At 50.9% G+C, this 22,998-nt stretch carries 23 protein-coding genes and 1 pseudogene; 18 read left to right on the top strand and 6 right to left on the bottom strand.

Annotated features, from left to right (window positions below):
• The first annotated feature begins 2 nt into the window (after positions 1–2).
• Positions 3–665 (top strand): potassium channel family protein, encoded by a 663-nt coding sequence (locus CBW46_RS04280; protein WP_089198789.1) that lies wholly within the window; start codon positions 3–5, stop codon positions 663–665.
• Between the two features lie 128 nt (positions 666–793).
• Here CBW46_RS04280 and CBW46_RS04275 read toward each other — a convergent pair whose 3' ends face one another.
• Positions 794–1,489 carry a glycosyltransferase family A protein gene (locus tag CBW46_RS04275; RefSeq protein WP_089198788.1) on the bottom strand — a complete coding sequence of 232 codons (696 nt, stop codon included), beginning with the start codon at positions 1,487–1,489 and terminating at the stop codon, positions 794–796.
• Positions 1,490–1,684: 195 nt separating this feature from the next.
• On the opposite strand from CBW46_RS04275, the gene CBW46_RS04270 reads away from it, so the two are divergent.
• The 6 genes from CBW46_RS04270 (at position 1,685) to CBW46_RS04245 (ending at position 8,259) form a co-directional block, all read left to right on the top strand.
• On the top strand, positions 1,685–2,653 hold the full coding sequence (locus CBW46_RS04270; RefSeq protein ID WP_089198787.1) for a sugar phosphate nucleotidyltransferase: 969 nt from the start codon (positions 1,685–1,687) through the stop codon (positions 2,651–2,653).
• Positions 2,654–2,668: 15 nt separating this feature from the next.
• On the top strand, positions 2,669–3,958 hold the full coding sequence (locus CBW46_RS04265; RefSeq protein WP_089198786.1) for a UDP-glucose dehydrogenase family protein: 1,290 nt from the start codon (positions 2,669–2,671) through the stop codon (positions 3,956–3,958).
• A 28-nt stretch (positions 3,959–3,986) separates the two neighbouring features.
• Entirely contained in the window at positions 3,987–4,880 is an 894-nt protein-coding gene (locus tag CBW46_RS04260; RefSeq protein ID WP_089198785.1) for a glycosyltransferase family A protein, read from the top strand.
• 170 nt (positions 4,881–5,050) lie between these two features.
• Positions 5,051–6,391, top strand: a complete 1,341-nt coding sequence (locus CBW46_RS04255) for an ABC transporter substrate-binding protein (RefSeq protein WP_089198784.1) — start codon at positions 5,051–5,053, stop codon at positions 6,389–6,391.
• 70 nt (positions 6,392–6,461) lie between these two features.
• Positions 6,462–7,418, top strand: coding sequence for a carbohydrate ABC transporter permease (locus CBW46_RS04250; RefSeq protein WP_089198783.1), 957 nt, complete (start codon positions 6,462–6,464; stop codon positions 7,416–7,418).
• A 1-nt stretch (position 7,419) separates the two neighbouring features.
• Positions 7,420–8,259 carry a carbohydrate ABC transporter permease gene (locus tag CBW46_RS04245; RefSeq protein WP_089198782.1) on the top strand — a complete coding sequence of 280 codons (840 nt, stop codon included), beginning with the start codon at positions 7,420–7,422 and terminating at the stop codon, positions 8,257–8,259.
• Positions 8,260–8,318: 59 nt separating this feature from the next.
• On the opposite strand, the gene CBW46_RS04240 is transcribed toward CBW46_RS04245, so the two are convergent.
• Together CBW46_RS04240 and CBW46_RS04235 are read right to left on the bottom strand one after the other, a co-directional pair.
• Positions 8,319–9,941, bottom strand: a complete 1,623-nt coding sequence (locus tag CBW46_RS04240; RefSeq protein WP_089198781.1) for a sodium:solute symporter family protein — start codon at positions 9,939–9,941, stop codon at positions 8,319–8,321.
• Positions 9,938–10,423 carry an OsmC family protein gene (locus CBW46_RS04235; RefSeq protein WP_089198780.1) on the bottom strand — a complete coding sequence of 162 codons (486 nt, stop codon included), beginning with the start codon at positions 10,421–10,423 and terminating at the stop codon, positions 9,938–9,940. The genes CBW46_RS04240 and CBW46_RS04235 overlap by 4 nt, the downstream gene beginning before the upstream one ends.
• 234 nt (positions 10,424–10,657) lie before the next feature.
• Here CBW46_RS04235 and CBW46_RS04230 point away from each other — a divergent pair, with 234 nt between their 5' ends.
• The 3 genes from CBW46_RS04230 to CBW46_RS04220 all read left to right on the top strand — a co-directional run bounded on the left by CBW46_RS04230 (position 10,658) and on the right by CBW46_RS04220 (position 13,553).
• Complete coding sequence (locus CBW46_RS04230; RefSeq protein ID WP_089199319.1) at positions 10,658–11,854, top strand: cytochrome P450; 1,197 nt, start codon at positions 10,658–10,660, stop codon at positions 11,852–11,854.
• Between the two features lie 260 nt (positions 11,855–12,114).
• Positions 12,115–13,188, top strand: coding sequence for a branched-chain amino acid aminotransferase (locus tag CBW46_RS04225; RefSeq protein ID WP_089198779.1), 1,074 nt, complete (start codon positions 12,115–12,117; stop codon positions 13,186–13,188).
• A gap of 167 nt (positions 13,189–13,355) precedes the next feature.
• The gene (locus tag CBW46_RS04220; RefSeq protein WP_089198778.1) at positions 13,356–13,553 is read left to right on the top strand and encodes a hypothetical protein; all 198 of its coding nucleotides are present in this window, start codon (positions 13,356–13,358) and stop codon (positions 13,551–13,553) included.
• A 143-nt stretch (positions 13,554–13,696) separates the two neighbouring features.
• On the opposite strand, the gene CBW46_RS04215 is transcribed toward CBW46_RS04220, so the two are convergent.
• Entirely contained in the window at positions 13,697–15,079 is a 1,383-nt protein-coding gene (locus tag CBW46_RS04215; protein WP_089198777.1) for an alanine/glycine:cation symporter family protein, read from the bottom strand.
• A gap of 468 nt (positions 15,080–15,547) precedes the next feature.
• Between CBW46_RS04215 and CBW46_RS04210 the strand changes: the two are divergent.
• Positions 15,548–15,832, top strand: a pseudogene (locus tag CBW46_RS04210) (SDR family NAD(P)-dependent oxidoreductase); the annotation flags it as partial.
• A gap of 177 nt (positions 15,833–16,009) precedes the next feature.
• On the opposite strand, the gene CBW46_RS21180 reads toward CBW46_RS04210, so the two are convergent.
• Entirely contained in the window at positions 16,010–16,162 is a 153-nt protein-coding gene (locus tag CBW46_RS21180; protein WP_165842189.1) for a hypothetical protein, read from the bottom strand.
• Positions 16,163–16,394: 232 nt separating this feature from the next.
• On the opposite strand from CBW46_RS21180, the gene CBW46_RS04205 reads away from it, so the two are divergent.
• From CBW46_RS04205 to CBW46_RS04190, 4 genes are all read left to right on the top strand, one after another.
• Positions 16,395–16,790 carry an FxsA family protein gene (locus CBW46_RS04205; RefSeq protein ID WP_089198775.1) on the top strand — a complete coding sequence of 132 codons (396 nt, stop codon included), beginning with the start codon at positions 16,395–16,397 and terminating at the stop codon, positions 16,788–16,790.
• Between the two features lie 99 nt (positions 16,791–16,889).
• Positions 16,890–17,414 carry a GrpB family protein gene (locus CBW46_RS04200; protein ID WP_089198774.1) on the top strand — a complete coding sequence of 175 codons (525 nt, stop codon included), beginning with the start codon at positions 16,890–16,892 and terminating at the stop codon, positions 17,412–17,414.
• 53 nt (positions 17,415–17,467) lie between these two features.
• Positions 17,468–18,052, top strand: a complete 585-nt coding sequence (locus CBW46_RS04195) for a P-loop nucleotide/nucleoside kinase family protein (RefSeq protein WP_089198773.1) — start codon at positions 17,468–17,470, stop codon at positions 18,050–18,052.
• Between the two features lie 327 nt (positions 18,053–18,379).
• Positions 18,380–18,856 carry a hypothetical protein gene (locus CBW46_RS04190; RefSeq protein ID WP_089198772.1) on the top strand — a complete coding sequence of 159 codons (477 nt, stop codon included), beginning with the start codon at positions 18,380–18,382 and terminating at the stop codon, positions 18,854–18,856.
• Between the two features lie 136 nt (positions 18,857–18,992).
• On the opposite strand, the gene CBW46_RS04185 is transcribed toward CBW46_RS04190, so the two are convergent.
• Positions 18,993–19,172, bottom strand: coding sequence for a hypothetical protein (locus CBW46_RS04185; RefSeq protein WP_089198771.1), 180 nt, complete (start codon positions 19,170–19,172; stop codon positions 18,993–18,995).
• 418 nt (positions 19,173–19,590) lie between these two features.
• Between CBW46_RS04185 and CBW46_RS04180 the strand changes: the two genes are divergently transcribed.
• The 3 genes from CBW46_RS04180 (at position 19,591) to CBW46_RS04170 (ending at position 22,711) form a co-directional block, all read left to right on the top strand.
• Positions 19,591–21,708: an ATP-dependent Clp protease ATP-binding subunit gene (locus tag CBW46_RS04180; protein ID WP_089198770.1), complete on the top strand. Its 2,118-nt coding sequence runs from the start codon at positions 19,591–19,593 to the stop codon at positions 21,706–21,708.
• Positions 21,709–21,913: 205 nt separating this feature from the next.
• Complete coding sequence (locus tag CBW46_RS04175) at positions 21,914–22,204, top strand: hypothetical protein (RefSeq protein WP_089198769.1); 291 nt, start codon at positions 21,914–21,916, stop codon at positions 22,202–22,204.
• A 60-nt stretch (positions 22,205–22,264) separates the two neighbouring features.
• Positions 22,265–22,711 (top strand): OsmC family protein, encoded by a 447-nt coding sequence (locus tag CBW46_RS04170; protein ID WP_089198768.1) that lies wholly within the window; start codon positions 22,265–22,267, stop codon positions 22,709–22,711.
• Positions 22,712–22,998 lie beyond the last annotated feature (287 nt).

The following is a 22,998-nucleotide window of genomic DNA, read 5'->3' as shown; positions in this document are numbered from 1 at the left end:
ACATGAGAGAAACGCAATTCGCTGTTATCGGCCTGGGCAGATTCGGCTCGAGCGTGGCACAAGAGCTTGTCCAGCTCGGGCACGAAGTATTGGGGATTGACCGCAACGAGAGCGTAGTGAATGACATGAGCGAACTGCTCACACACGTCGTCGCGGCCGACGCGAGTGACGAGGATATGCTCAGATCCATCGGTATACGTAACTTCCACTGCGTAGTGGTGGCCATCGGAGATGACATACAGGCGAGTATTCTCACCGCGCTGCTGCTCATCGAGCTTGGAGTGGAGAAGGTGGTGGCCAAAGCTCTCTCCCCGCTGCACGGCAAAGTGCTGCAGAAAATCGGTGTAAACAGGGTGATTTATCCCGAGCGGGACATGGGAGTTCGTGTGGCAAATCAGTTGGTCTCCCCGAATCTGCTTGACTATATTGAGCTGTCTGAGCAGTACACGATTGCGGAATTGTCGGCCACGCGCAGAATCTCGGGTCGTACGCTCAAGGACTTAGACACGCGCGCACGGCATGGCTGCAGCATCGTGGCGATCAACAAGAAGCAGGATGTGATTATTGCGCCAACGGCCGAGGATGTGGTGGAGGAGGGGGACGTGATGGTAGTGATTGGCACGAACCCGCAGATCAACGAATTCGAAGAGGCCATCACGCCATGACGGCTTTACCGCCGGTCGCGGCACCATTTCAGTAATCTCCTCACCACATACCCCTTGTTTGGAAATAAACATCGGCAATCCCTCCTGTGCATGCATCACAATGGCTCGCACATATTACCGAGCATGTGCTATTTTATTCTTTTGGTCACTAGAGGGACGTACCGCTTGGTTCGGCGGATGAATCTGCATCTGGCCATGTATTTTCTCGTTCCTGTTTTTTGCGTATGTGATCTCGTGTTTCTTCTTCTGATGCATACGTAGTTATATCTTGAAACGGAATATATCTTGTACCCTCTTTTCCTGCACCCTCGCAAAAAAGCCACGTCGCTTCCGTGACGCTTCTTTTCATTGAATTTCACTTTTCTCCACACACGCTTTTTGAACGTGAGAGTGCCGCCTTTGACATTCCGGCGATACTGATGCTCGCCTCCGCGCCGATAGAGCATCAGTGCTCTTCTGCCTGCAAAATAAATGTAGGAGGCATTCTTGCCGACTACTGACGCCTTCCCTTGAAGCAGCGGCCGCGCAACCTCCTTGAGATAATCGGGCCCGTAATAATCATCATCGTCAAATTTCGCGATGATATCATATTTCGCTCGCCGTATGCCATAGTTCAGGCATCTGCCCAATCTATATCGCTCAGGCACCTGGTATACCCGCACATTTTCAAACTTACTGGCCTTTTTTTCCCACTTCTCCTTGTCCATGTCATCCCGGTTTAACACAATAATCATCTCTTTATTTTTATAAGTTTGCCTCTCAAAGTTTGCAAACACGTTTTTCATATATGAAGGTCGCATGGAACAAGCGATGATAGAAACCATTTACCCAACTCCTTTTGCTGGCGATGGATTAAACCGCCTAAGCAGCGGCTATTTTTGTTCTCGTCTTAGCATATGTATTGATTTTCGCTGAGAAACGGCGGCTATACCGTGTTAGTGTCCAAACATAACAAAGATTCCGACATATGCTGGTAAACAGATGCAAAGGAAATCACAGCTGGGCAAGGAGAGATTCTTATGAAGGGAATCATAGTTTGTGCCGGCAAAGGCACCAGACTGTATCCATTCACACACAGGTATCCCAAAACACTTCTGCCTGTAGGCAATATTCCGTTGCTGCATACCTGTATCGAGAATTTGGCAGAGCAGGAAATCGATGAGATCGGTATCGTGCTGAGTCCCGCTCAACAACCGCTGATTGCACGTCACACTGCCATCGCTGCCAAACTCGGCGTCAAGCTCACTTCGATTTATCAGGAAGCGCCGCTTGGCATTGCCGATGCGGTCAAACAAGCAGAGCATTTCATTGACGGGGATTCCTTTTTACTGCTGCTCGGCGACAATCTGATTACGGATTCGTTGTCAAGGTTGAAAACACTGCTCCATGCAGAGGGAAGCTCCGCCGCTGTACTGCTGAAGCGTGTAGAGCATTCCCACGAATACGGTATCGCTGAAGTAGAGGATTGTCGAATTGTCGGATTGGAGGAGAAACCGCTGCACCCCAAAACCAACCTGGCTGTGATGGGGGCATACGCGTTCGCTCCGGTCATATTCGCCGCCATAGCGGACATTTCTCCGTCCAGCAGAGGAGAGTACGAAATCACCGACGCGATACAATGGCTGATTCAGCGCAATTATCCGGTGACCTATCAGTTGACGGAAAAACCCATTTTCGACGTGGGCACGGTTGGGCGCTGGCTGGAAGCCAATAGATGGCAGCTCGACCACCTGCACACAAACCAGATTCATGCCACGGCCGTCTTAGAAAACTGCAAAATCATTCCACCGGTCAATATCGCACGAGGCTGTAGGATAAAGGATTGCATCATCGGGCCTTACGTGTCTGTAGGTGTGGGAGCCTGTATTCAAGAGTGTCAGCTCGAAAACAGCATTATTATGGATCAGGTTCATCTGACTAAGGCGCCGTTTGCTATTACAAATACAGTGGTCGGCTATCGTTCATCAATTGTTGGTATGCATCGATAACTGGAGGGATCAGTGTTGAACATTTTAGTCATAGGCACAGGATATGTAGGTACCACTACTGCGCTGGTCTTGGCCGAAATGGGATGGAATGTCACAGGCCTTGATACCGATGTCGGTAAAATTGAACGGCTGCGGCAAGGCTTGCCTCATTTTTACGAGCCGGGAGTTGAGCCCATGCTGCGTAAACAGCTGGACTCGGGGCGCCTTCGCTTCACCGCACATACACGAGAAGCGATTGAGGCGGCCGATACGATCTTCATTTGCGTGGGGACACCGCCGCTGCCGGATGGAAGTGCCGACTTGCGTTACATCAAGCAGGTGGCGGAAGACATAGGGCGGAACTTAAACGCTTACAAATTAGTTGTGATCAAAAGCACGGTTCCAGTCGGCACGCAGCGAAGGGTCGCGGAATGGGTGGGTGCCGCACAGACCGAGCCCAAACAATTCGATGTGGTGTCGAATCCCGAGTTTTTACGCGAAGGTAAGGCGTTGTACGATGCCCTTCATCCTGACCGGATCATCATTGGAGCGGATACGGTTAGTGCTGGGCAGCGGATGAAAAATATGTATCACTCGATGGACTGCCCGATCCTGGTGACAACGCCGAAAACAGCCGAATTAATCAAATACGCAGCGAATTCGTTCTTGGCTACAAAAATTTCATATATCAATGAATTGTCCAGGCTGTGCGATAAGCTAGGGATCAACGTGAAAGAGGTGGCCCAGGGGATCGGTCTGGATCCGCGGATAGGCACAAGCTTCCTGCAAGCCGGGATAGGCTACGGCGGCTCCTGTTTCCCCAAAGATGTCGCGTCGCTGCTCCATACCGCCCACGAGCATGGAAGCGAGCTGAAGCTGCTGGAAGAAGTGGTGGCGGTGAACCGCACGCAGTACATGCATTTGCTGGAGAAAGCACGTGCGCGGTTAGGTGATTTTTCAGGCAAGAAGGTGGCGCTGCTGGGTTTGGCATTCAAGCCGGACACCGACGACATCCGCGAATCCATTGCAATACGCATAGCGGAACGCTTGGTCGACGAGAGAGCGTACGTTGCTGCGCACGATCCTGCGGCTGTACTTCCGGCGGAATTATGCGCTTCGGTTGCCCAATGCAGCTCTGTGGAGCAGGCTATGCAGGATGCACACGCCGTATTTCTTTGCACTGAATGGGACGAATACCTGAGCATAGATTGGGCCGCCGTCAAACACAGCATGCATCAGCCTAACATTTTCGACGGAAGAAATGTGTTGGACGCCGGGAAGCTGACGACCATGGGCTTTTTCTATCAAGGAGTAGGTTATCGCTAAATAACATGGCAGTACAAGGAGGATATTTGTGAAGGGTTACGAAAGCCGATGGCCGTCCATCCAACAGAAAATGGGGCAAGTGGAGGCGCATGTCAGTAGAAAAGGTGCCCGTAAGAGGAATGTCTCAGTAGCTTTCGGAATTTCTCTCAAAAGCAAACGGGTATCACGCAACTGGGGCCGGGTGCAGACGAACTTAGCAAGGACACTGCGCTCCATCCTCAATAACACGGACTCCCATTATCGGGTTGTAGTCGCTGGCCATGAGAAACCCAGGATCAAGGAATTGAAACACCGGAAAGTTCACTGGCTGAGCGTTAAATTTAAGAGACCGACGGGCCCTGGTGGTTTCTCCAGAGACAAGATGCGAAAACGGAGGGTGATCGGTGCCTATTTGCGGAAGGTCGGATATTCAGGATATTTCATGCCGCTCGACGCGGATGATTGGATACACTACAGGTTCGTGGAATTGATCCGGAAGCTGCCCAAAGCGGATGCGTTCATTTTCAGGAGTGGACTGATGATCAATGTCGTGCGCAAGGAAGTATGGTGGAGAAAAGACCGCTTTTTCATTGGCTGCGGCAGCAGTGCAATGCATCATTTCAAAACTAAAGACTTTCCACGGAAGCCCAATTCCTCGCGCAAGGTCGCGTTCGGCATGGTGTTGAAAGACCATAAAAAGGTGAGTCAGCACGTGACTCGCCGCCGCAGAAGGTATTGCATGGTTGAATTGCCGCTCATTACCTGGGTGCTTGCGCATGGTGACAACAACAGCATGCTGAAAGGCAAAAAAGATAACAGTGTGTCGGCTGAATCGTACGGCTCGAAAGGTGAAAGGTTAGATTCATCGCTGTATCGGTACTTTAAAATCAGGGAGCGCTTGAGAAGTAGCAAACACCGCCGGCCGTATCGGCGCAGTCTGTGAGGGCGGGACCACGGTGTTTTCTCAAGGCCGACTAAAAATAAAACAACTGTCGTCTGCCGTGTTGCGGACGTCAGTTGTCTTTGTGTGTGATGAATACTATTGCATCGGGCTGAATAACGTAATGTAATCGCTTTCCTAAACTAATTTCCTATCAAAGGGGGGTAACTTGAATGTTAACTGAGAAGCGCAGCAAAGCTGCACTATCAATCGTCTCTACTACCTTGCTCGCAGCCATGGTTGGATGCAGCTCGGATGGCGGCGCCGGGCAGGACGGCTCAAGCGCCAATCCGCAGGCAGGTAACACATCGTCCAACGGCAAGGTGGAATTGCGCATAGCCTGGTGGGGCTCGCAGGACCGGCACGATCGCACACTCAAAGCCATCGAGCTGTATGAGCAGCAAAACCCGAATGTGAAACTGACAGCTGAATTTATCGCATGGGACGGTTATTGGGATAAATTGGCAACCCAGGCGGCGGGCAAGAATTTGCCGGATATCATACAGCAGGACTACAAATATGTGAACGAATACGTTGCCCGTGATTTATTGGTAGACCTCAATCCCTACGTGCAGTCGAATACGATCGATCTGAGGGATGCCGATCATTTGCACACAGACGGCGGCAAAATCAATAACAAATTGTATGCGGTCAACTTGGGTACGAACTCACTTGCTATAGCGTATGATCCGGCGATGTTCGCGCAAGCAGGGGTGCCGGAGCTAAAGCCTGGGTATACGTGGGATGATTTGGCGGCTGCCGCGCGGCAGCTGAAATCAAAGCTCGGCAGCGACGCGTATGGTATGCCGAATTTTAACAGTATGGATCCATTCAAGCACTTGCTGCGGGAGAAGGGACTGTGGCTGTACAACGAGCAGGCCAACGGACTCGGCTATGATAACGATCAAATATTAGTGGATTATTTCAAGTACTTTGATGCGCTGCTGAAAGACGGCGTCGTGCCGACTCCACAAGTGACGCAGGATATCAAAGGGCTTGAGGATGAACTGATCGTACACAAGAAGTCCCCGATGCACTTTTTTAACAGCAATCAAGTCGTTGCCTTGCAGAAGGCGGCAAACCGTCCGCTCAAGTTGACGATCCTGCCGGATTTGCCTGGCGGTACTAAGGGCCACTTTTTAAAACCGTCACAATTTTTCTCTATCACCAAGCACTCCAAGCATCCGGAAGAAGCGGCGAAGTTTATTAATTTCTTCACTAACGATCTGAAAGCAAACGAAATTTTGGGGGCGGAGCGCGGAGTCCCAATCTCTTCGAAGGTACGAGAGCATTTGGGCAAATCGATGGGGGACGCCGCTAAGGAGATGTTCGGTTACATTGAATTGGCGCAGCAGCACGCCCGCGAAATTCATCCTCCGGATCCGGAGGGCTCCAGCAAGATCGAGGCGTTGTTCGCCCGGATTCAGGAGGCGGTGAACTACGGTGAGCTTACACCGGAGCAGGCAGCGAAGCAGTTCCGCGAGGAGGGCACGAAGGAATTACAGAAGAAGTAACCGCCAGCGTAGCCATCTGGCGCCTGGTGGATCATATGGCTGACTTTTTACCCAGGAGGTACGCCCAACGATGAAAGAGCAATCACCACTAGCAGCAAATGCCGCAGCTGTGAGCGGGACGGCACGCAAGACGAGCTTACTCAAGGCATTGCGCCGCAATGCGGTAGGCTATTCGTTTATCTCTCCATGGCTAGTAGGGTTCCTCGCGTTCACCATCGGACCTATGATAGCCTCGCTGTATTTGTCTTTCACCAGATATGATATGTTGTCTCCTGCAGAGTGGATCGGGTTGAGCAACTATGTCAACCTGTTTTCCGACGATGACCGGTTTCTGCAAGCTTTAAAAGTGACGTTCATATTCGTTTTCGTATCTGTACCGCTCAAGCTACTATTCGCGTTGTTTATCGCGATACTGTTTAACGGCAGCCATCGCGGCGTGGGCTTTTACAGGACCGTGTACTATATTCCTTCGATCATCGGCGGAAGTGTGGCGGTAGCCGTGATGTGGAAGCAGCTGTTCGGCTTAAAAGGCGCTGTGAACGGTATACTGGCGATGTTCGGGATACAGGGAACAAACTGGGTGGCGAGCCCCGACTATGCTTTGTCCACTCTGATCTTGCTTGTTATCTGGCAGTTTGGATCGCCCATGCTTATATTTTTGGCCGGCTTAAAACAGATTCCCGGCGACTTATATGAAGCGGCGTCCGTTGACGGTGCGAGCTATTTCGACAGATTGTTTAGAATTACACTGCCTATGCTCACTCCAGTGATCTTTTTTAACCTGGTCATGCAAATGATCGGCGGATTCATGACGTTCACGCAGAGCTTCCTGGTTACCGCAGGCGGGCCCCTCGACAAGACGTTATTTTATGCGGTTTACCTGTATCAGCGGGCTTTCACTCATTTTGAGATGGGCTACGCATCGGCGATGGCCTGGATTTTGTTGATTATCGTTGCGCTCCTGACCGCCCTGATCTTTAAGTCATCGTCGGCGTGGGTATATTACGAGTCAGGAGGGGAGAAATAACATGAGCCGCACGTTAAGAAGCGTGATTTACCATCTGTTCGTGGCGGTTTTGGGCTTGTTCATGGTGTATCCGATTTTGTGGACGCTCGCCAGCTCATTAAAGCCGGAGCACGAAATTTTCGTGAATGCTTCTTCGCTCATTCCGTCTACGTTAGAGTGGCAGAACTACGCTAAAGGGTGGAAGGGCTTTGGCACGATAGGGTTCGATGTGTTTTTCCGTAACTCCGCTCTTGTCACGTCGATGGTGGTGACCGGCACGCTTTTCTCATCCGCACTGGTTGCTTTCGGTTTTGCCCGGCTGCAATTCTCGCTGCGAAAGGCTTTGTTTGCCTGTTTGATGGTGACGATGATGCTCCCGGGCCAGGTCACCATGATACCGCAGTATATATTGTTCCAGAAGCTGGGCTGGGTCAATACGTATAACCCGCTGATCGTGCCGGCGTTTATTGGAGGGACCCCTTTTTTCATATTTTTGCTGATTCAGTTTATCCGCGGCATTCCGCGGGAGCTGGACGAATCGGCCGTCATTGACGGCTGCAGTGCTTACGGTATTTTCTGGCGGATCATTCTGCCGCTCAGCACACCGGCGCTCGTGACCGTGGCGATTTTTTCCTTCTATTGGACTTGGGACGATTTTCTCGGACCCTTAATTTATTTGAATGATGTGAAGAAGCATACGATTTCGCTTGGACTAAGAATGTTTGCCGACCCGTCATCCGTTACCGCATGGGGACCGATGTTTTCCATGTCTGTGCTCTCGCTGCTGCCGCAGTTCCTGATTTTCTTATTCTTTCAGAAGTATATCGTCGAAGGCATTGCAACGACGGGCATAAAAGGATAGTATAGAAAAAACCGCGGCCGGCATTCGCCGACCACGGTTTTTGTCGTGTTGGATGACAGTTAAGACGCCTTGTTCTGAGCGGCTCGTGCGCCGCTTGCCTTGACCGTATCCAAAATGCCTATCACTGAGATGAACAGCGCCACCAATGCGCTGAATACGAGCAGTCCTACCAAACCTTTCGTGTGAAGCACATCGAAGTTGACTGCGACAACGCCCGCCAGCACCGCTCCCACGGCTAACGCCGCGTAATGAGCCGGCTTTTCGGACACTCGGCGCAATTTCCACGACTGCGCGGAGAAAAGCAGGGTCATCACGATAATCGTAATCACGTTGACCGACATGCCAATCCATACGGGATGGATGTTCAGGTAAAACTGGCTGACATGCCAACCGCCCAGGTAATACCAGGTGACGCCCGACGCGAAGCCCGTCCCGAGCGAAGCGAGTACCGCTGCGCGCGTCACTTGCGGCCAGAACAACGCGGCAACTACTGGAGCGAATGTGGCTGAGTTTCTAGCTGTCCAGGCGAAAATGTTCCACCAGGCCGACTGTTCCGTCCGCATCAATCCGAACACGATCATTAAAACAGTCAGAAGAAGAAGTGACCATTTGGTATATGTGACCAGCCGGTCATTGCTCGCTTTCGGAAACACGGCGCTGCCGACATCACGGCCGAGGCTGGTCGCGCCTGAGAATTGGCATGGTGCGCCCCAGCTCAGTGCACAAGCCCAGACGCCTAAGAAAAACAATCCGACGAGCGGTGCGGGAAGGACTTGCATCAAGTACTGCGGCAGTGCAATCAGGCCTAATTTGCCATCGGGCACCACTGCAGCCGCGGCGATACCGAATAGAATGGCGCAGACGGTGAAAGGGATACCGAACCATGCTGCCAATTTCAGGCCTTTTTGTCCTTCTTCCGGGGTTTTGCACGACAATGCCATTTGGAAGGCCGCCTGTGCAAGAATAACATTTACCAGAAAGGTGCCGAACCAGGCTACGATGACTTGAAGTCCCACGCTGTCAAAGTCGAACATCTGCGGACGCTGAGCGGCGAACTGCTGCAGCCCTTCGATGCCGGGATTTACAAAAAACGCGTAGATGCCAATCGCGAACATGAGCATAAATACGCCGAAGTTCATCGTCTGCGTGAAGGCGATCGACCACATGCCGCCGGCCTGCAAATAAATAAATAAAAGTATCGCGGTAAACGCGACGGACATGGTCAAAGAAATTCCGGTGAAAACATGAAGCGCTGAGGCGAATGCAATCGCCGTAGCCACCGACCACATCGGGAAGGTAAACGCAGTGATCGCACCCGCCAGCGCTTTGGCGCTGCGGCCGTACCGGTCGCCAATCAAACCTGTGACCGTAACAACCAATTTCTTGCGGAACGGACCAATGATAACGAACGCGATGATCAATATCTGTATCGTTTCCGCTACGCCGTACCAGATGGCTGACACACCTTGGAGATAAGCCAACTCAAGAACGGCTATAAACGTAGAGCCTGAAAACAACCCGGTGATACAGAAGCAGACCATCCAGCGGTTGAAATTCCTGCCTCCTACAAAATAACCTTCGCCGCCTTGCGCGGCTCTGCGTTTTGCGAATTGCCCAACAAAAATTAGCGCGGCGGTGTAAAACAAAGCAAATCCTATAATCCAAGCACCGTACACGGTCATTCCTGCTCCGAACCTCCCGCTCTGGTCCAGTCGAGAGTTATAGGGATACCGGCATCCTTAAACAAGTTATACGCCGGACATCTTTTTAACACCGCTTGCTTGAGCAGTTCTATCTTCTCCCACGGCTCGTCCGTGTCGAAAACGATTGAGTTATGTACCTCGAGAAAATGCGGGGTAACATCTGCCGTCCCAAAAAGACCCCTGCGGTCAACCAATCCGGTCGATTCCGCGCGAAGATCCTTCACATTGAGCTTCATCTCGCTGGCAATCGTCTCGATCACGATGAGTAAGCAGCCGTTAAACGATCCAAGCACATACTCCATAGGCGTCGGCCCTGTGTCTGTGCCGCCCAGTTTTTCAGGTTCGTCAATGCGGAACGTAAAACCGCGAACTGTGTTCTCATTTTTAAATCGGCCGAGTCGCTGTGAAGCTGCTCGAACTCTGCGAACCTCTGATTTTGCGTCTTTTTCTTGTGTACTCATCTGGCTGCTCCTCTCAAAAACTAATAATCCCTGTCATTTTAGTAGGAATTGATAATGTAGTGTAAATTACCATAGTTTTATTCTCAGGTCAATTCATTTTTTTTTGCTGGGTTTCTTCTTATTAAGATAACAGCATCATACGGTTTGAATTCACGCTGGATTATCGTGTTATTTGACAGGGCATGTTAAACAGTGAAAAAATAGCAGATAAGGGAGGAGTGGATTCTGATGGAAATGAACAAACCGGAACGATACGCTAATATTATCCCGATGGCAGAATTAGACACCAGGGAAAAACGGCTTCTGCCATTCGCTGTTTTCAACCAATTACGGAACACAACACCGGTGCGCTATGATGAAAGCCGGGACAGCTGGGATGTGTTTCGTTATGAGGACGTTCACCGCATTTTGAAGGACCCGGCTAATTTTTCCTCACAGCGCAGCTTGGTCGGCAAAGAGTCAGGCTCTATCCTGACGATGGATCCGCCGCGGCATTCGCAATTGCGATCGTTGGTAAACAAAGCTTTCACCCCGCGGGTGATCGCGAATCTCGAAGAGCACATCACCGCCATCGCGAACGACCTGCTGGATGCTGTGGCGGACAGCGGTAAAATGGATATGGTGCACGACCTGGCCACACCGCTGCCGGTTATCGTCATAGCTGAGCTGCTTGGCGTGCCCCCGGAGGATCGGGAACTTTTCAAGGACTGGTCCGATATTTTGGTGAAAGGACCGGATAAAAACACGGACGAGGCGTTTCATCAAGTGATGGCTGAGAAAGGGCAGGCTATCCGGGAGCTCAACGGTTATTTTGCGAAGATTGTCGAGCAGCGGCGCAAAGAGCCTAGAGAAGATCTCATCTCATTGCTGCTGGCTGCTGAAATAGAAGGACAGAAGCTGGATGACAGTGAGATATTGGCGTTTAGCATCTTACTGCTGGCTGCCGGCAACGAGACGACCACCAACCTCATTACCAATTCGGTACGCCTGCTGACGGAACAGCAGGACATCCAATCGCAGCTGAGAGCTAATCCTGCGCTGACTGCCAGCTTCATAGAGGAGTCGCTGCGCTTCTATCCGCCGATTCAGGCTATCGGGCGTGTCGCAACCGCTGACGTGGAGATCGGAGGTAAGCGGATAAAAGCGGGCCACCAAGTGGTTTCTTGGGTTGCCTCTGCAAACCGTGACGAGACGAAGTTTGTCGATCCGGAACAGTTTATTCTCGACAGGAAACCGAACGCCCACCTATCATTTGGTTTCGGTATTCATTTCTGTTTGGGCGCTCCATTAGCCAGGCTGGAAGGGCAAATCGCCATACGCACATTGATGGACCGAATGAAGCAAATTGAATTCGTTAGCGGAACAGAGCTCTCATATATTCAAAGCCCTTTTGTGTACGGAGTAAAACAATTCCCTGTAACGTTCAAATAAATCCCATAATCCGCCGCTGAGCCGGCGACACATACCACGGGTGTAACCGAAAATGGTCGAATATTTCGGATAGCCCGTTGTATTTGGTTATGACGCAAATTGTTGACTTGGAATGTGTTCTTATATAGGATTGAACTATCGGCATTTTGCACGGTCGTTTTCAAAATGCTTTCTCCGTCGGCCCTGTCCATATGGTTCTTCGGCAGTCGCACATTCCATTTTTTTTCGTTGCATGAACACTTTTAAGGAGCTGCAGGCAAATGTCCCACTCAATCGAAATCACAAGGACCACCTCACACAAAACGAAACCGGCAGTCGACCGCCTTGGTTTCGGCATTCATTTCACCGATCATATGTTCATTATGGACTACGAGGCCGGCAAGGGATGGTACTCCCCGCGCATCGTGCCTTATCAGCCTATCTCAATGGATCCGGCAGCCAAAGTATTCCACTACGGACAAACCGTGTTCGAAGGGCTGAAAGCGTATAGAACGAATGATGAAAAAATTTTACTCTTCCGTCCCCAAAGTAATTTCAAACGGTTGAACCGCTCCAACGTACGTTTAAGCATTCCTGCTGTTGATGCGGATTTGGCTTTGGAAGCACTGCAGCAGCTGGTCGCTATAGATCGGGACTGGATTCCGGCAGAAGAGGGAACGTCACTGTATATCCGTCCGTTTATCATTGCAACTCAAGCCGCGTTAGGTGTCGCACCATCGACAAAGTACCAATTTATCATCATCATGTCACCGGTGGGAGCTTATTATGCGGAAGGCGTTCATCCTGTGAAAATTTTCGTCGAGTCAGATTACGTGCGTGCGGTCAAAGGCGGCACGGGAGATGCCAAAACCGCCGGCAATTATGCCGCGGGCTTGAAGGCGCAGGAAGAGGCGGCTGAAAAAGGTTATTCCCAAGTGCTGTGGCTCGATGGCGTTCACAAAAAGTATATTGAAGAAGTCGGCAGCATGAATGTATTCTTTAAAATCAACGGCACGGTCGTGACCCCCGCTTTGAACGGTAGTATTTTGGAGGGTATAACGAGGCATTCCATGCTGCAGCTGCTCGCTCATTGGAACATTCCCGTTGAGGAGAGAACGCTGTCCATTCAGGAAATCTACGACGCACAGCGCGACGGCACGTTGGAAGAAGCATTCGGCACGGGTACCGCAGCGGTTATTTCACCGATTGGTGAATTGAATTGGAAAGGTGAAAAGCTCGTGATCGGAGACGGCGGAACAGGGCAGCTATCCCAGAAGCTGTATGATACGTTGACCGGTATTCAGACTGGAGCGGTAGCCGACCCGTTCGGCTGGACCATCGAAGTTCGTCAATAAACTTACTGTGTGGTGAAAGGCCACACGGGCGTGAAGCCTGTGAATTGTAAGTTCCATGGAACTGTGGAGCTGATGTTGCGCAGGCTTTCGTTCAAATTTGGTCAAAAGAGTTAATCATCTGTCCCTGAAAATTTGCACGATTTGCTGCGGCGGGCAGGCGCGGGTACATGGCCCCTACCGGAACACTGATACATCTTCACGAGGAACAGCTGCAGCAGGACATTGCGGGCAGATCGGTGAGCGGCAGCGAGCTGCTATTGCCATGTGTTTTGTACATAACAAATGGCTTTTACGCTGACGTGGATGCCGGCTGGGCGGGAGAAGCAATGTGTGACACTACCGGATTCCAGATTGGAGTGCGGTGAAAAAATGGCGACACCGCTGCGTCGTTCACAGTGTGTCGCCATTATGCCCGGTCTATCGTAGATCAGCGGTGCGTGCAGCGTTTTACCAAACGTTTATGCTGTCGTGGCTCATGCTGCACGTCATGCCTGAAGTTTTCGCGTGATCAAGAGTTCACGGTATTGTCGCCGGAGATCGTCGTTTTCCGTTGCCGTTTTTCTTTCGCGAGTATATGTTTGAAATCCTTTGTTTCCGCCACGACGACGCCGGACAGAGCGATAAGGCCAATCAGGTTTGGAATCGCCATTAACCCATTGAAAATATCTGCGATCGTCCATACCATGCCGAGACTCATCCCCGCACCCACGACGACAGACAGCGTATAGCACATGCGGTACCACTTGATCGATCGGATACCGAACAAATATTCGAAGCATTTTTCGCCGTAATAGGCCCAGCCCAGCACTGTAGAGTAAGCAAAGAAGATCAGACCGATCGTCACAATCCAACCGCCGGGACCTGGCAGCATCTGCTCGAACGTCTGGGTGGTCAGCGCAGCGCCTGTCAGTTCGGTTTTCGTGTAAAGCCCGCCCATAACCAAGGTAATGCCCGTGATGGAACAGACAATGATGGTATCGAGAAACGTTCCCGTCATCGAGATCAGCGCCTGACGGCCGGGATGGTCGGTTTTTGCCGCCGCAGCCGCAATCGGAGCCGATCCCATGCCCGCCTCGTTGGAGAACACACCGCGGGCTACACCATAGCGGATAACGGTACCAATCGCGCCTCCGGCTGCTGCCTGGCCAGTGAAAGCATCAGAAAAAATGAGCGCCAGCGCAGCAGGTAGTTCAGTTACGTGCAGCAAGATGATAATCAAGCCGCCGACCACGTACAAGATAGCCATGAACGGCACCATGTAGGATGCTACAATCCCGATGTTCTTGATTCCGCCCAAAATGACAAGTCCGGTTGCAACAGTAAGTATGATGCCGGTGACCCAAGGGCTGACGCCAAAGCTCGACTCAATCGCCGCAGCCACCGAATTGGATTGGACAGTGCTTCCGATACCGAACGCGGCAATGCAACCAAATAGGGCGAACAGCACGGCCAGCCACTTCCAGCCTAAGCCCCGTTCGATGAAATACATCGGCCCGCCGGCCATTTCGCCGCGTTTACCAATGGTGCGATATTTGACCGAGAGAATCGCCTCCGAATATTTGGTGGCCATCCCGACCAGTGCCGTCACCCACATCCAAAACACGGCGCCAGGCCCTCCGAGCACAACGGCGGTTGCGACTCCCGCAATATTCCCTGTGCCGATGGTGGCGGCGAGTGCCGTCATCAGTGACTGAAAGTGGGAGATGTCGCCCTCCGACGTGTGGTCCTGATTTTTGGAGAACGCCAGTTTCAGCGCGTAAGGCAGCTGGTTAAACTGCAGGAACGAAATGCGAAACGATAAAAAAATGCCCGTTCCAACTATCAGAATGAGCAGCGGGGGGCCCCATACAATATCGCTGAGCTTGGTAATAAAGGCAGCAATGGTTTCCATAAAATTGTTTCTCCTTTCAATTAGGTTGGCGCACAGGGCGCGCGGGAAAACGGGTATGTATATTATTCAGCCATCTTATCAGAAATTCAACCATTGGTCGAACATTTTTCCTCGGTTTTTTCAGGTGACGACGAAGTGACATAATTAGCCAAAGCGTAAGGTGCAATGATGGAAAAGTCAGCGCATGATATGGGTCGATCAACGGATTGACCTTGCTGACAGACTTGCAATAAAGTTATAGGCAAGCTACTCGGTTGCAAGCGGTTCCATCGGCAACATCGGCTATATCGATTATAACTTCAGGCGGCTGCATAACTCGAACGAAGGCACGTGGCGGGTGCACTCGACTGAACTGTTATTCACACGGGCCATTGCAGCTTCTAAGCCGAGACAGAGATCAACTCAAGGGACGTGAGAGGATGAAGTTAAAGGGCCTCACCGCGGTGGGTTACCGGCTCTACCTCATTTGCGGTCGTCGGCTTGACCAAAGCGATGGCCGTTGATCATTCCGGAGATGGCATTCGCATTAACTGCCTATGCCCCGGCATGATCGAAACCGAGATGGTGGCGAATTTGATCTCAGGCAGCGCAAATCCTGAACAGACAAGACAAATGATGATAGACCGGAGGGTGACACCTTATTTGGGCAGCGCAGAGGAGGTAGCACGTGCCGCATTGTTTCTGTCCGCCCCGGAGAATCGGTATACGACCGGGGCTGCTTTGGCCGTCGACGGAGGCGCAACGGTAAAATAACTCAATGACAGATACGATCACACTGAGAAGCACTGCCTAGGCGCTGTCCTGCAGCCGTGCACGAAGAAAGCGGCCGCTGGAACTCAGAGCCTCCAGTGCCGCTTTTGTGCTTACTGTCAGTATGGTTGGCAGCAAAGATTTACTCTCGTGATGACGAATCAGTTATGTCTGAAGCTGTCACTGAGTTACGCCTTCGTCGACTCCCATTGGCTGGATCTCGTTGGTGCTGCCCTCTTTGTTTCTCGTATCCGAGGCATTTTGCTCCTCGAGCTGGTCAAGCTGCTGGTCTACATTGTCAGACTTCAACATACCGTTCTCATTTTTGTTCATTGTATTCACATCCTCCTGTCAGATCTGCGATCGGTCCTCAATATGGTGAGGCAAAAAGTGCAAATTTATACGACAGAGCGCAAATTGTGGCCCAGAGGTCACCTATGTGTGCAGCGCGCATTGCGGCACCATCTCACCGCTGAGAGGGAGGAACAAGCTTCTATCTCCCGCGTAACTGGGGTAAGATAGTGGAGGAGGGAGTTTATAACCGAGTTGAAAGAAGGGATAACCGATGTTTCGCTGGCTTTTGGCACTTTTTATTATTGTCCCGGCACTTGAGATCTGGGGACTGATCGCGGCAGGCCGCTGGATCGGAGGCTGGCAGACGGTAGTGCTGATTATCGTCATAGCGGTTCTTGGAGCTTATTTCAGCAAACGGGAGGCGACGCGGGTGTGGAATCAAGCCTCACGCCAATTGTCGAGAGGCGAAATGCCGGCGGGCACCATACTGGACGGGCTGTGTGTCCTCGTCGGCGGTATTATGCTGCTTTTCCCTGGATTTTTTACCGACATCATCGGGCTGTTTTTTCTTCTCCCGTTCACCCGTCCGTTAGCGAAAAGAGGGATTCTGTACGTGCTCCGAAAGCAGATTGCAAAAGGAGGCATCCGTGTGTTTCGCCGCTGGTAACGGATTGTTCCATATGTCCTCACCTGCGCAGGCATCTGCTGTGTGAGCATTGTTGCGGGTGAAGAGCTGCATGCCATCTGATACGAGGGAGTGGGACCTGTGGCCGACTACGAAGTGATATTGAAGCAATACGATCCCCTTTGGCGAACAGAATATCAGCAGGAAAAAGACCGGATTGCGGCTGTGCTTCGAGAGAAGATACTCGATATTCAACATATCGGCAGTACGTCTGTCGAGGGATTAGATGCGAAGCCGATCATTGATATCGCCGTTGCAGTGAAACACCTGGTTATAGCGGAAGATTGCGCAGCCCCACTACGAGCCATCGGATACGAATACGTGCATAAGCCGGAATTCCCATCGCGGCGCTTTTTTAGAAAAGGCACATGGAGAAAAGGCACACATCATTTACATATGTACGATTTGCACAGTGCGGATTGGCAAAATAACTTATTATTTCGCGATTATCTGCAGAATCATCCTCGGGTGTTACAGCAGTACTGCAAGCTGAAGCAGGCACTTGCTGCGCAACATCCGGCAGATAGAACTGCATACACGCTTGCGAAGGCACCATTCATCGCCAATGTAATTGAGTTGGCCAGGGAAGAAACGCGACGGCAGTAATGATTCGGCAAACAGCGTCCCTGGGGCGTCTGCGCTAGCTAGGAGGCACCTTGATGAGCAAAATGGTATTTTTCTTAGGCCCCGCCGGAGCGGGCAAAACTACGCTTGCGAAAGCGGTGGCATCGCGGAGGCGTGCAGCTTTTTTTGACATGGACACGCTGTCCCGTCCGGCCGCCGAGGCGATTCTGCTGTTGTCCGGGCTTGACCCCAACGACCGTGATTCCGCCGTATACAAAACGCGCTGCCGGGATCTGGGGTATAGAATCACGATGGATGCCGCATTGGAAAACGCGGCGCTGCACACCGACGTTTTCATCGTCGGCCCTTTTACGCGAGAAACCGAGAACCAGGATTGGCTGGACCAGGAGCTGGCGGAAGCCGGTCTTTCACAGGCTGATGTTGACGTGAAAGTGGTGTTTGTCTATCTCGCTGAGGAGAGTCTCTACCGCGAACGGATCAGAGAGCGAGGCTTGGAGTTGGACACATGGAAGCTCGAGAACTGGACCGAATTTCGCCAATCCGTTAAGAAGCGAGATATCCACTGGAAGTTATCCTCTTCTTCCATTTTGTATTTAGACAACTCTGCGCCCTTGGCGGGAGACGTTATTGCGCGCGTAGAGCGTTTTATTTTTGGTTGAGCGATAGCAAGAATATACCGAAACGGGAAAACGTAGGATCTCCCGGCGGCCGATTGCACGCGAACCATGCACGGTCGTTGATATGGTGGGAAAGGAGTGTGTGATTGATGATCAGTACCCCGGCATTTGGCTGGTTCCAGTTATTGCCTATATTCATGATTATCTGCTATGGATTGCTTTTATCATTGGGAATCTATTGCTTGTATTTATTCATTAAGCTTGCCCACCGAGGCATTCAGGCGCTGGATATTTATCTTGATGAGAAGCGGAACCGGCGTTTATGATATTACATACGAATAATGGTTGGATTCAGTAAGGAGAAGTGTAATGCAAAAATTAAAGGCATTCGTCGCAAGTGTGCTGTTTGGTGCAGTTGTGTCCGTGGTTAGCTCTTTCCTATTTTTGTTGTTCGCTCAGAATTGGGCGGCAGGCATATCATCATTGTGGGGGGGAGGTTGGCTATATGTCGCTACGTTCATTCCCTTTGTTATGGCCTTCCCCATGGTCGGTCATTATCTGGCGAACACAGCGAGAGTGACCAACAGAACGATGTGGCTGGCAAGTTTTATCTCCGCTTTTCTCGTCACTCTGGTGAGCGGTGCTGTAGGTGCTATTTTTGCCGAATATATTATACGAGGCTCACTGGATACGGTAAACATGGAAGGCACACTGCTGTGGGGCGGGATCTACGCTGCTGTTCTGCTTCCGATCACGGGCGTTTTCGCACGGGTTATACTACATATATATGCTACTTTTCTCGTGAAAATCGGCGTGGTACCGAAAGGTATAATCCCGGGGAGCTGAACCGTACCAGTGGTCCATTTAACATACGGCACGAAAATGAAGGTCTCACCTTGGTCATGGGCAGGGTGGGACCCTTTTCGTCAATACAGCAGCTTCACCGTGCACTCCGCGGCGAGCAATCTAGCTTTTCACTCTATTATTCAAGTTTCTCCGACGATTTGCTCCGCTTCAACTCACTGATCTCATGCTCGAGCTGAGCTACTTTCTGCTGTTGTTTTTTCAGGTGTCGAACAAGCCGCACAACAGCAACGATGATAATCGCATAAACTAAAATGGTCAGGATTGTTACAATAAAGCTTGACCAATGAAATACCATCTGTGTTCACCTCGTTTCCCAATGTAAAAATTTGCCCACAATCCACAATATATCTATCAGGTTGTCGGGTCAAGTGGTCGAGAGCATGCACGACTACCGCTGAATACCAGCAGTATGCGGGGTTAGCCAATTGTATGACGGTGATCAATTCAGGGTGATGCTGCCTTGACAGCACAACGCTTGACAAAAATTCAAACTAGTATATAATTAAGGTCAAAGATAGTCAAAGTCAAAAGGGTTCCCAGTCAAAATACTCAGTTTACAGTTTCGAATATAGTTCATAGCCGAGATATTTTCATAGTCTGAAATACAGTTTACGGTTAGATTGAAAATCACAGCAGCCTGTCCAGCGCAGGCTTTTTGTCGCTATGTCATAGATCTCATATGAATCACCAACAGAAAAAAGGAGGAAACAGAAGTGCGTTGTCAAAAATGCAATGAGCATGAAGCCACAGTGTGGCTGAATTTGCAAACGAATCAAAAAGTCGAGAAGCTGTACTTGTGCAAAGAATGCTACGCTAAAATCAGCAGTGGCATTCCAGCCGGCGGCTTCTCCAACATGCCGAATTTTGAAGACTTCTTCAAAGGATTCATGCAGTCGTCCCAGCCGCAAGAGCATCAAGCGACTGCCGCTGCTGCAGGAGGTAACAGAGGCGGCATCTTGGACCAATTGGGCCGGAATCTGAACGATGCGGCCAAGGCGGGTGCGATTGATCTTGTCATCGGCCGGGAAAAAGAAATCGAGCGTGTTATTGAGATCTTGAACCGCCGCAATAAGAACAACCCCGTCCTGATCGGTGAGCCCGGTGTTGGTAAAACAGCGATCGCCGAAGGTCTGGCGCTGCGCATCAGTGAAGGTAAAGTGCCTACCAAACTGTTGAATAAAGAAGTATACTCCCTCGACGTAGCTTCTCTGGTGGCGGGTACAGGTATCCGTGGCCAGTTCGAGGAAAAAATGAAGCAGCTGATTGCCGAGCTGCAAAACCGCACAAACGTAATTTTGTTCATTGACGAAGTTCACTTGTTGGTCGGTGCCGGATCCGCTGAAGGCTCTATGGATGCGGGGAACATCTTGAAGCCCGCGTTAGCCCGTGGCGAACTGCAAGTAGTCGGTGCAACTACGCTGAAAGAGTACCGCAAGATCGAAAAAGACGCCGCGCTAGAACGCAGATTCCAGCCCGTGACAGTGGACGAGCCAACGGTAGAAGATGCTATTGAAATTTTGAAAGGGCTGCGTCCGAAGTATGAAGAGTACCACCAAGTGCAATACTCTGACGAAACGATCAGAGCGTGCGTGGTACTATCCCACCGCTATATCCAGGACCGCTTCCTGCCTGACAAAGCGATCGACCTGCTGGACGAAGCCGGAGCGAAACTGAATCTCTTGGCATCCGAGGGCGACTCCGGTCAGCTGCGCGCACGTCTTGATAAAATCAAAGCTGAGAAGCAGCTGGCTACTCAGGAAGAGAATTATGAGCGCGCCGCTCAATTGCGCGACCAAGAGGCCGACCTGCTGAAACAATTGGATACACCAGCGGGTCAGCGTTCCACTGAAGTTCGGGTAGAACACATCCAAGAGATCATCGAACGCAAAACCGGCATTCCTGTTGGAAAATTGCATCAAGATGAACAAACAAAAATGAGAAACTTGGGCGAACGACTGGGCGCTAAAGTTATCGGTCAAGCCGAAGCGGTAGATAAAGTAGCCAAAGCGATCCGCCGCAGCCGTGCAGGACTGAAGGCCAAAAACAAACCGATTGCGTCCTTCCTGTTCGTCGGACCAACCGGCGTAGGTAAAACTGAGCTGTCCAGATCGCTAGCGGAGGAATTGTTTGGACATTCCGAAGCAATGATCCGTCTGGACATGAGTGAATACATGGAGAGACACTCCGTCGCCAAGTTGATCGGTTCGCCACCAGGGTATGTCGGTCATGACGAAGCCGGGCAGCTAACTGAACGCGTGCGCAGAAATCCTTACAGCATCATCCTGCTGGATGAAATCGAAAAAGCCCATCCTGACGTGCAAAACATGTTCTTGCAAGTGATGGACGACGGTCGTCTAACCGACAGTCAAGGGCGTACGGTAAGCTTTAAGGACAGTGTAATCATCATGACTTCGAACGCCGGCACTACGGAAAAGAAAATTACTGTAGGGTTCACGGACCAAGGCACTCAAACGAGCTCCATTATGCATTCTCTGGGTTCCTACTTCCGTCCCGAATTCTTGAACCGTTTCGATGCCATTATTCCATTCGCATCGCTGATGGAGAACCATCTTATCAAGATTGTCGACAAGATGTTGGCGGAAATCGAAAGCAATCTGCAAGAACAAGGTATTACACTGCATGTAACGGATGAAGCGAAAAGGAAAATGTCTGAACTCGGATACAATCCAACGTTTGGGGCACGTCCGTTGCGTCGGGTAATCCAACAATATGTTGAGGACGGCATCACAGATCTGATTTTGGATGACGAGTCTGTAGAGCGCATCGAAATCGGTGTTAAAGATGACGAAATCACAGTAGAGAAAAAATAATCATAGCGTAATCATTAAGCAGCGGCCTATCCGGCATTCCGGACAGGTCGTTTTTTTTGTGTTTCCCCGGCAGCTGCGCGTGGACGGAAGCCAGTACGAGCTTTTCTACAACAGGTGACAGATATAGGAAGGCGCCAAACCTGCTTAGTGCTGTTAACCCGGTGGCTTGTCAGGGTAAGAAAACACTAGAAAGGAGTCGTTCAACATGAATGTAGATTTTAAGACTGCCATCATTCGAATGCATGTGCTTCATTATGCGAATCAGAATGCCATTTCTGTTCCAGGAATGAAAACGAAGCTCGAACGACAGGGCTATGTAATGAGCGAACAGGAAGTGGAGCAGGAACTCGATAAGCTGGCGCAGCAAAAGCTCCTGGCCAGCTTGGCGGGGAGTTATAAAATGACTTATGCAGGACGTGCGGAATTAGATGAACTCAAGCCGAAAATTTCTGTTCTGCATGAAGAGATGAACGGATTAAAGCCGCCGGTTTTATAATCCATCCAAAATTAGGCTATACTATACTCCATACAATAATCACACGTGGAGGAATGCCGCTTGGCCAAGATAAGCATCAAAGTTTCAGCCCAGTCCGAAGGAGTATACACGGAAGCAAGAACCGGTAATCATCAGGTTATCATAGACGAGCCGGTGGCTGCCGGCGGGCAAGACCGGGGACCTAACCCACTTCAGCTGGTGCTAAGCGCGCTAGCCGGATGCGAAAGCATTATTGCAAACATGGTGGCGAAAGAAATTGATTTTGATTTGCAGGGCATTGAATTTGAAATTCACGGTGAAGTGGATTTACGCGGTTTAAAAGGTGATCCTTCGGTGCGGCCGTACTTTGAGACTGTCACCATAAACGCGAAAGTGAAAACAGACGAGACCCCTGAACGAGTGCAGGAACTGCAGGAAAAGACCGATGTCCGATGCCCGGTATATACCATGCTGGACGCGGCGGGGGTGGATATCCAAACGAGTTGGGTGAAGGCCAAGCAGGGCTGAGTGCGGTAATTTGTTAACCTCGTTATAGCCGGCGTACGCGCTCTGGGCGCCAACGCGCGACAATTTGCAGCCAGCCGGCACATCCGCCTCCCTAGCCCTGTAAGGGAGCTCAATTGAATATTGGATAACTCAGGCTGCCGTGTATCGGCAGCCATTTTTTGCTGTCTCCGCATCTCGCTGTTCCGCAGCAGCCCACGCTAATTCCGGCCTACGTTGCACAATAGCGCTTTGCTTGGCGGCTTGAAGCTGTACAAGTGGTTCAAATTGAACAAAAACTAGTGCAAAAA

Source organism: Paenibacillus xerothermodurans, assembly GCF_002220865.2.
In the GTDB taxonomy this organism is placed as follows: Bacteria; Bacillota; Bacilli; order Paenibacillales; family NBRC-103111; genus Paenibacillus_S; species Paenibacillus_S xerothermodurans.
Note: the sequence above shows the minus strand (reverse complement) of the source record. Positions and strands in the feature narration are given on the sequence as shown.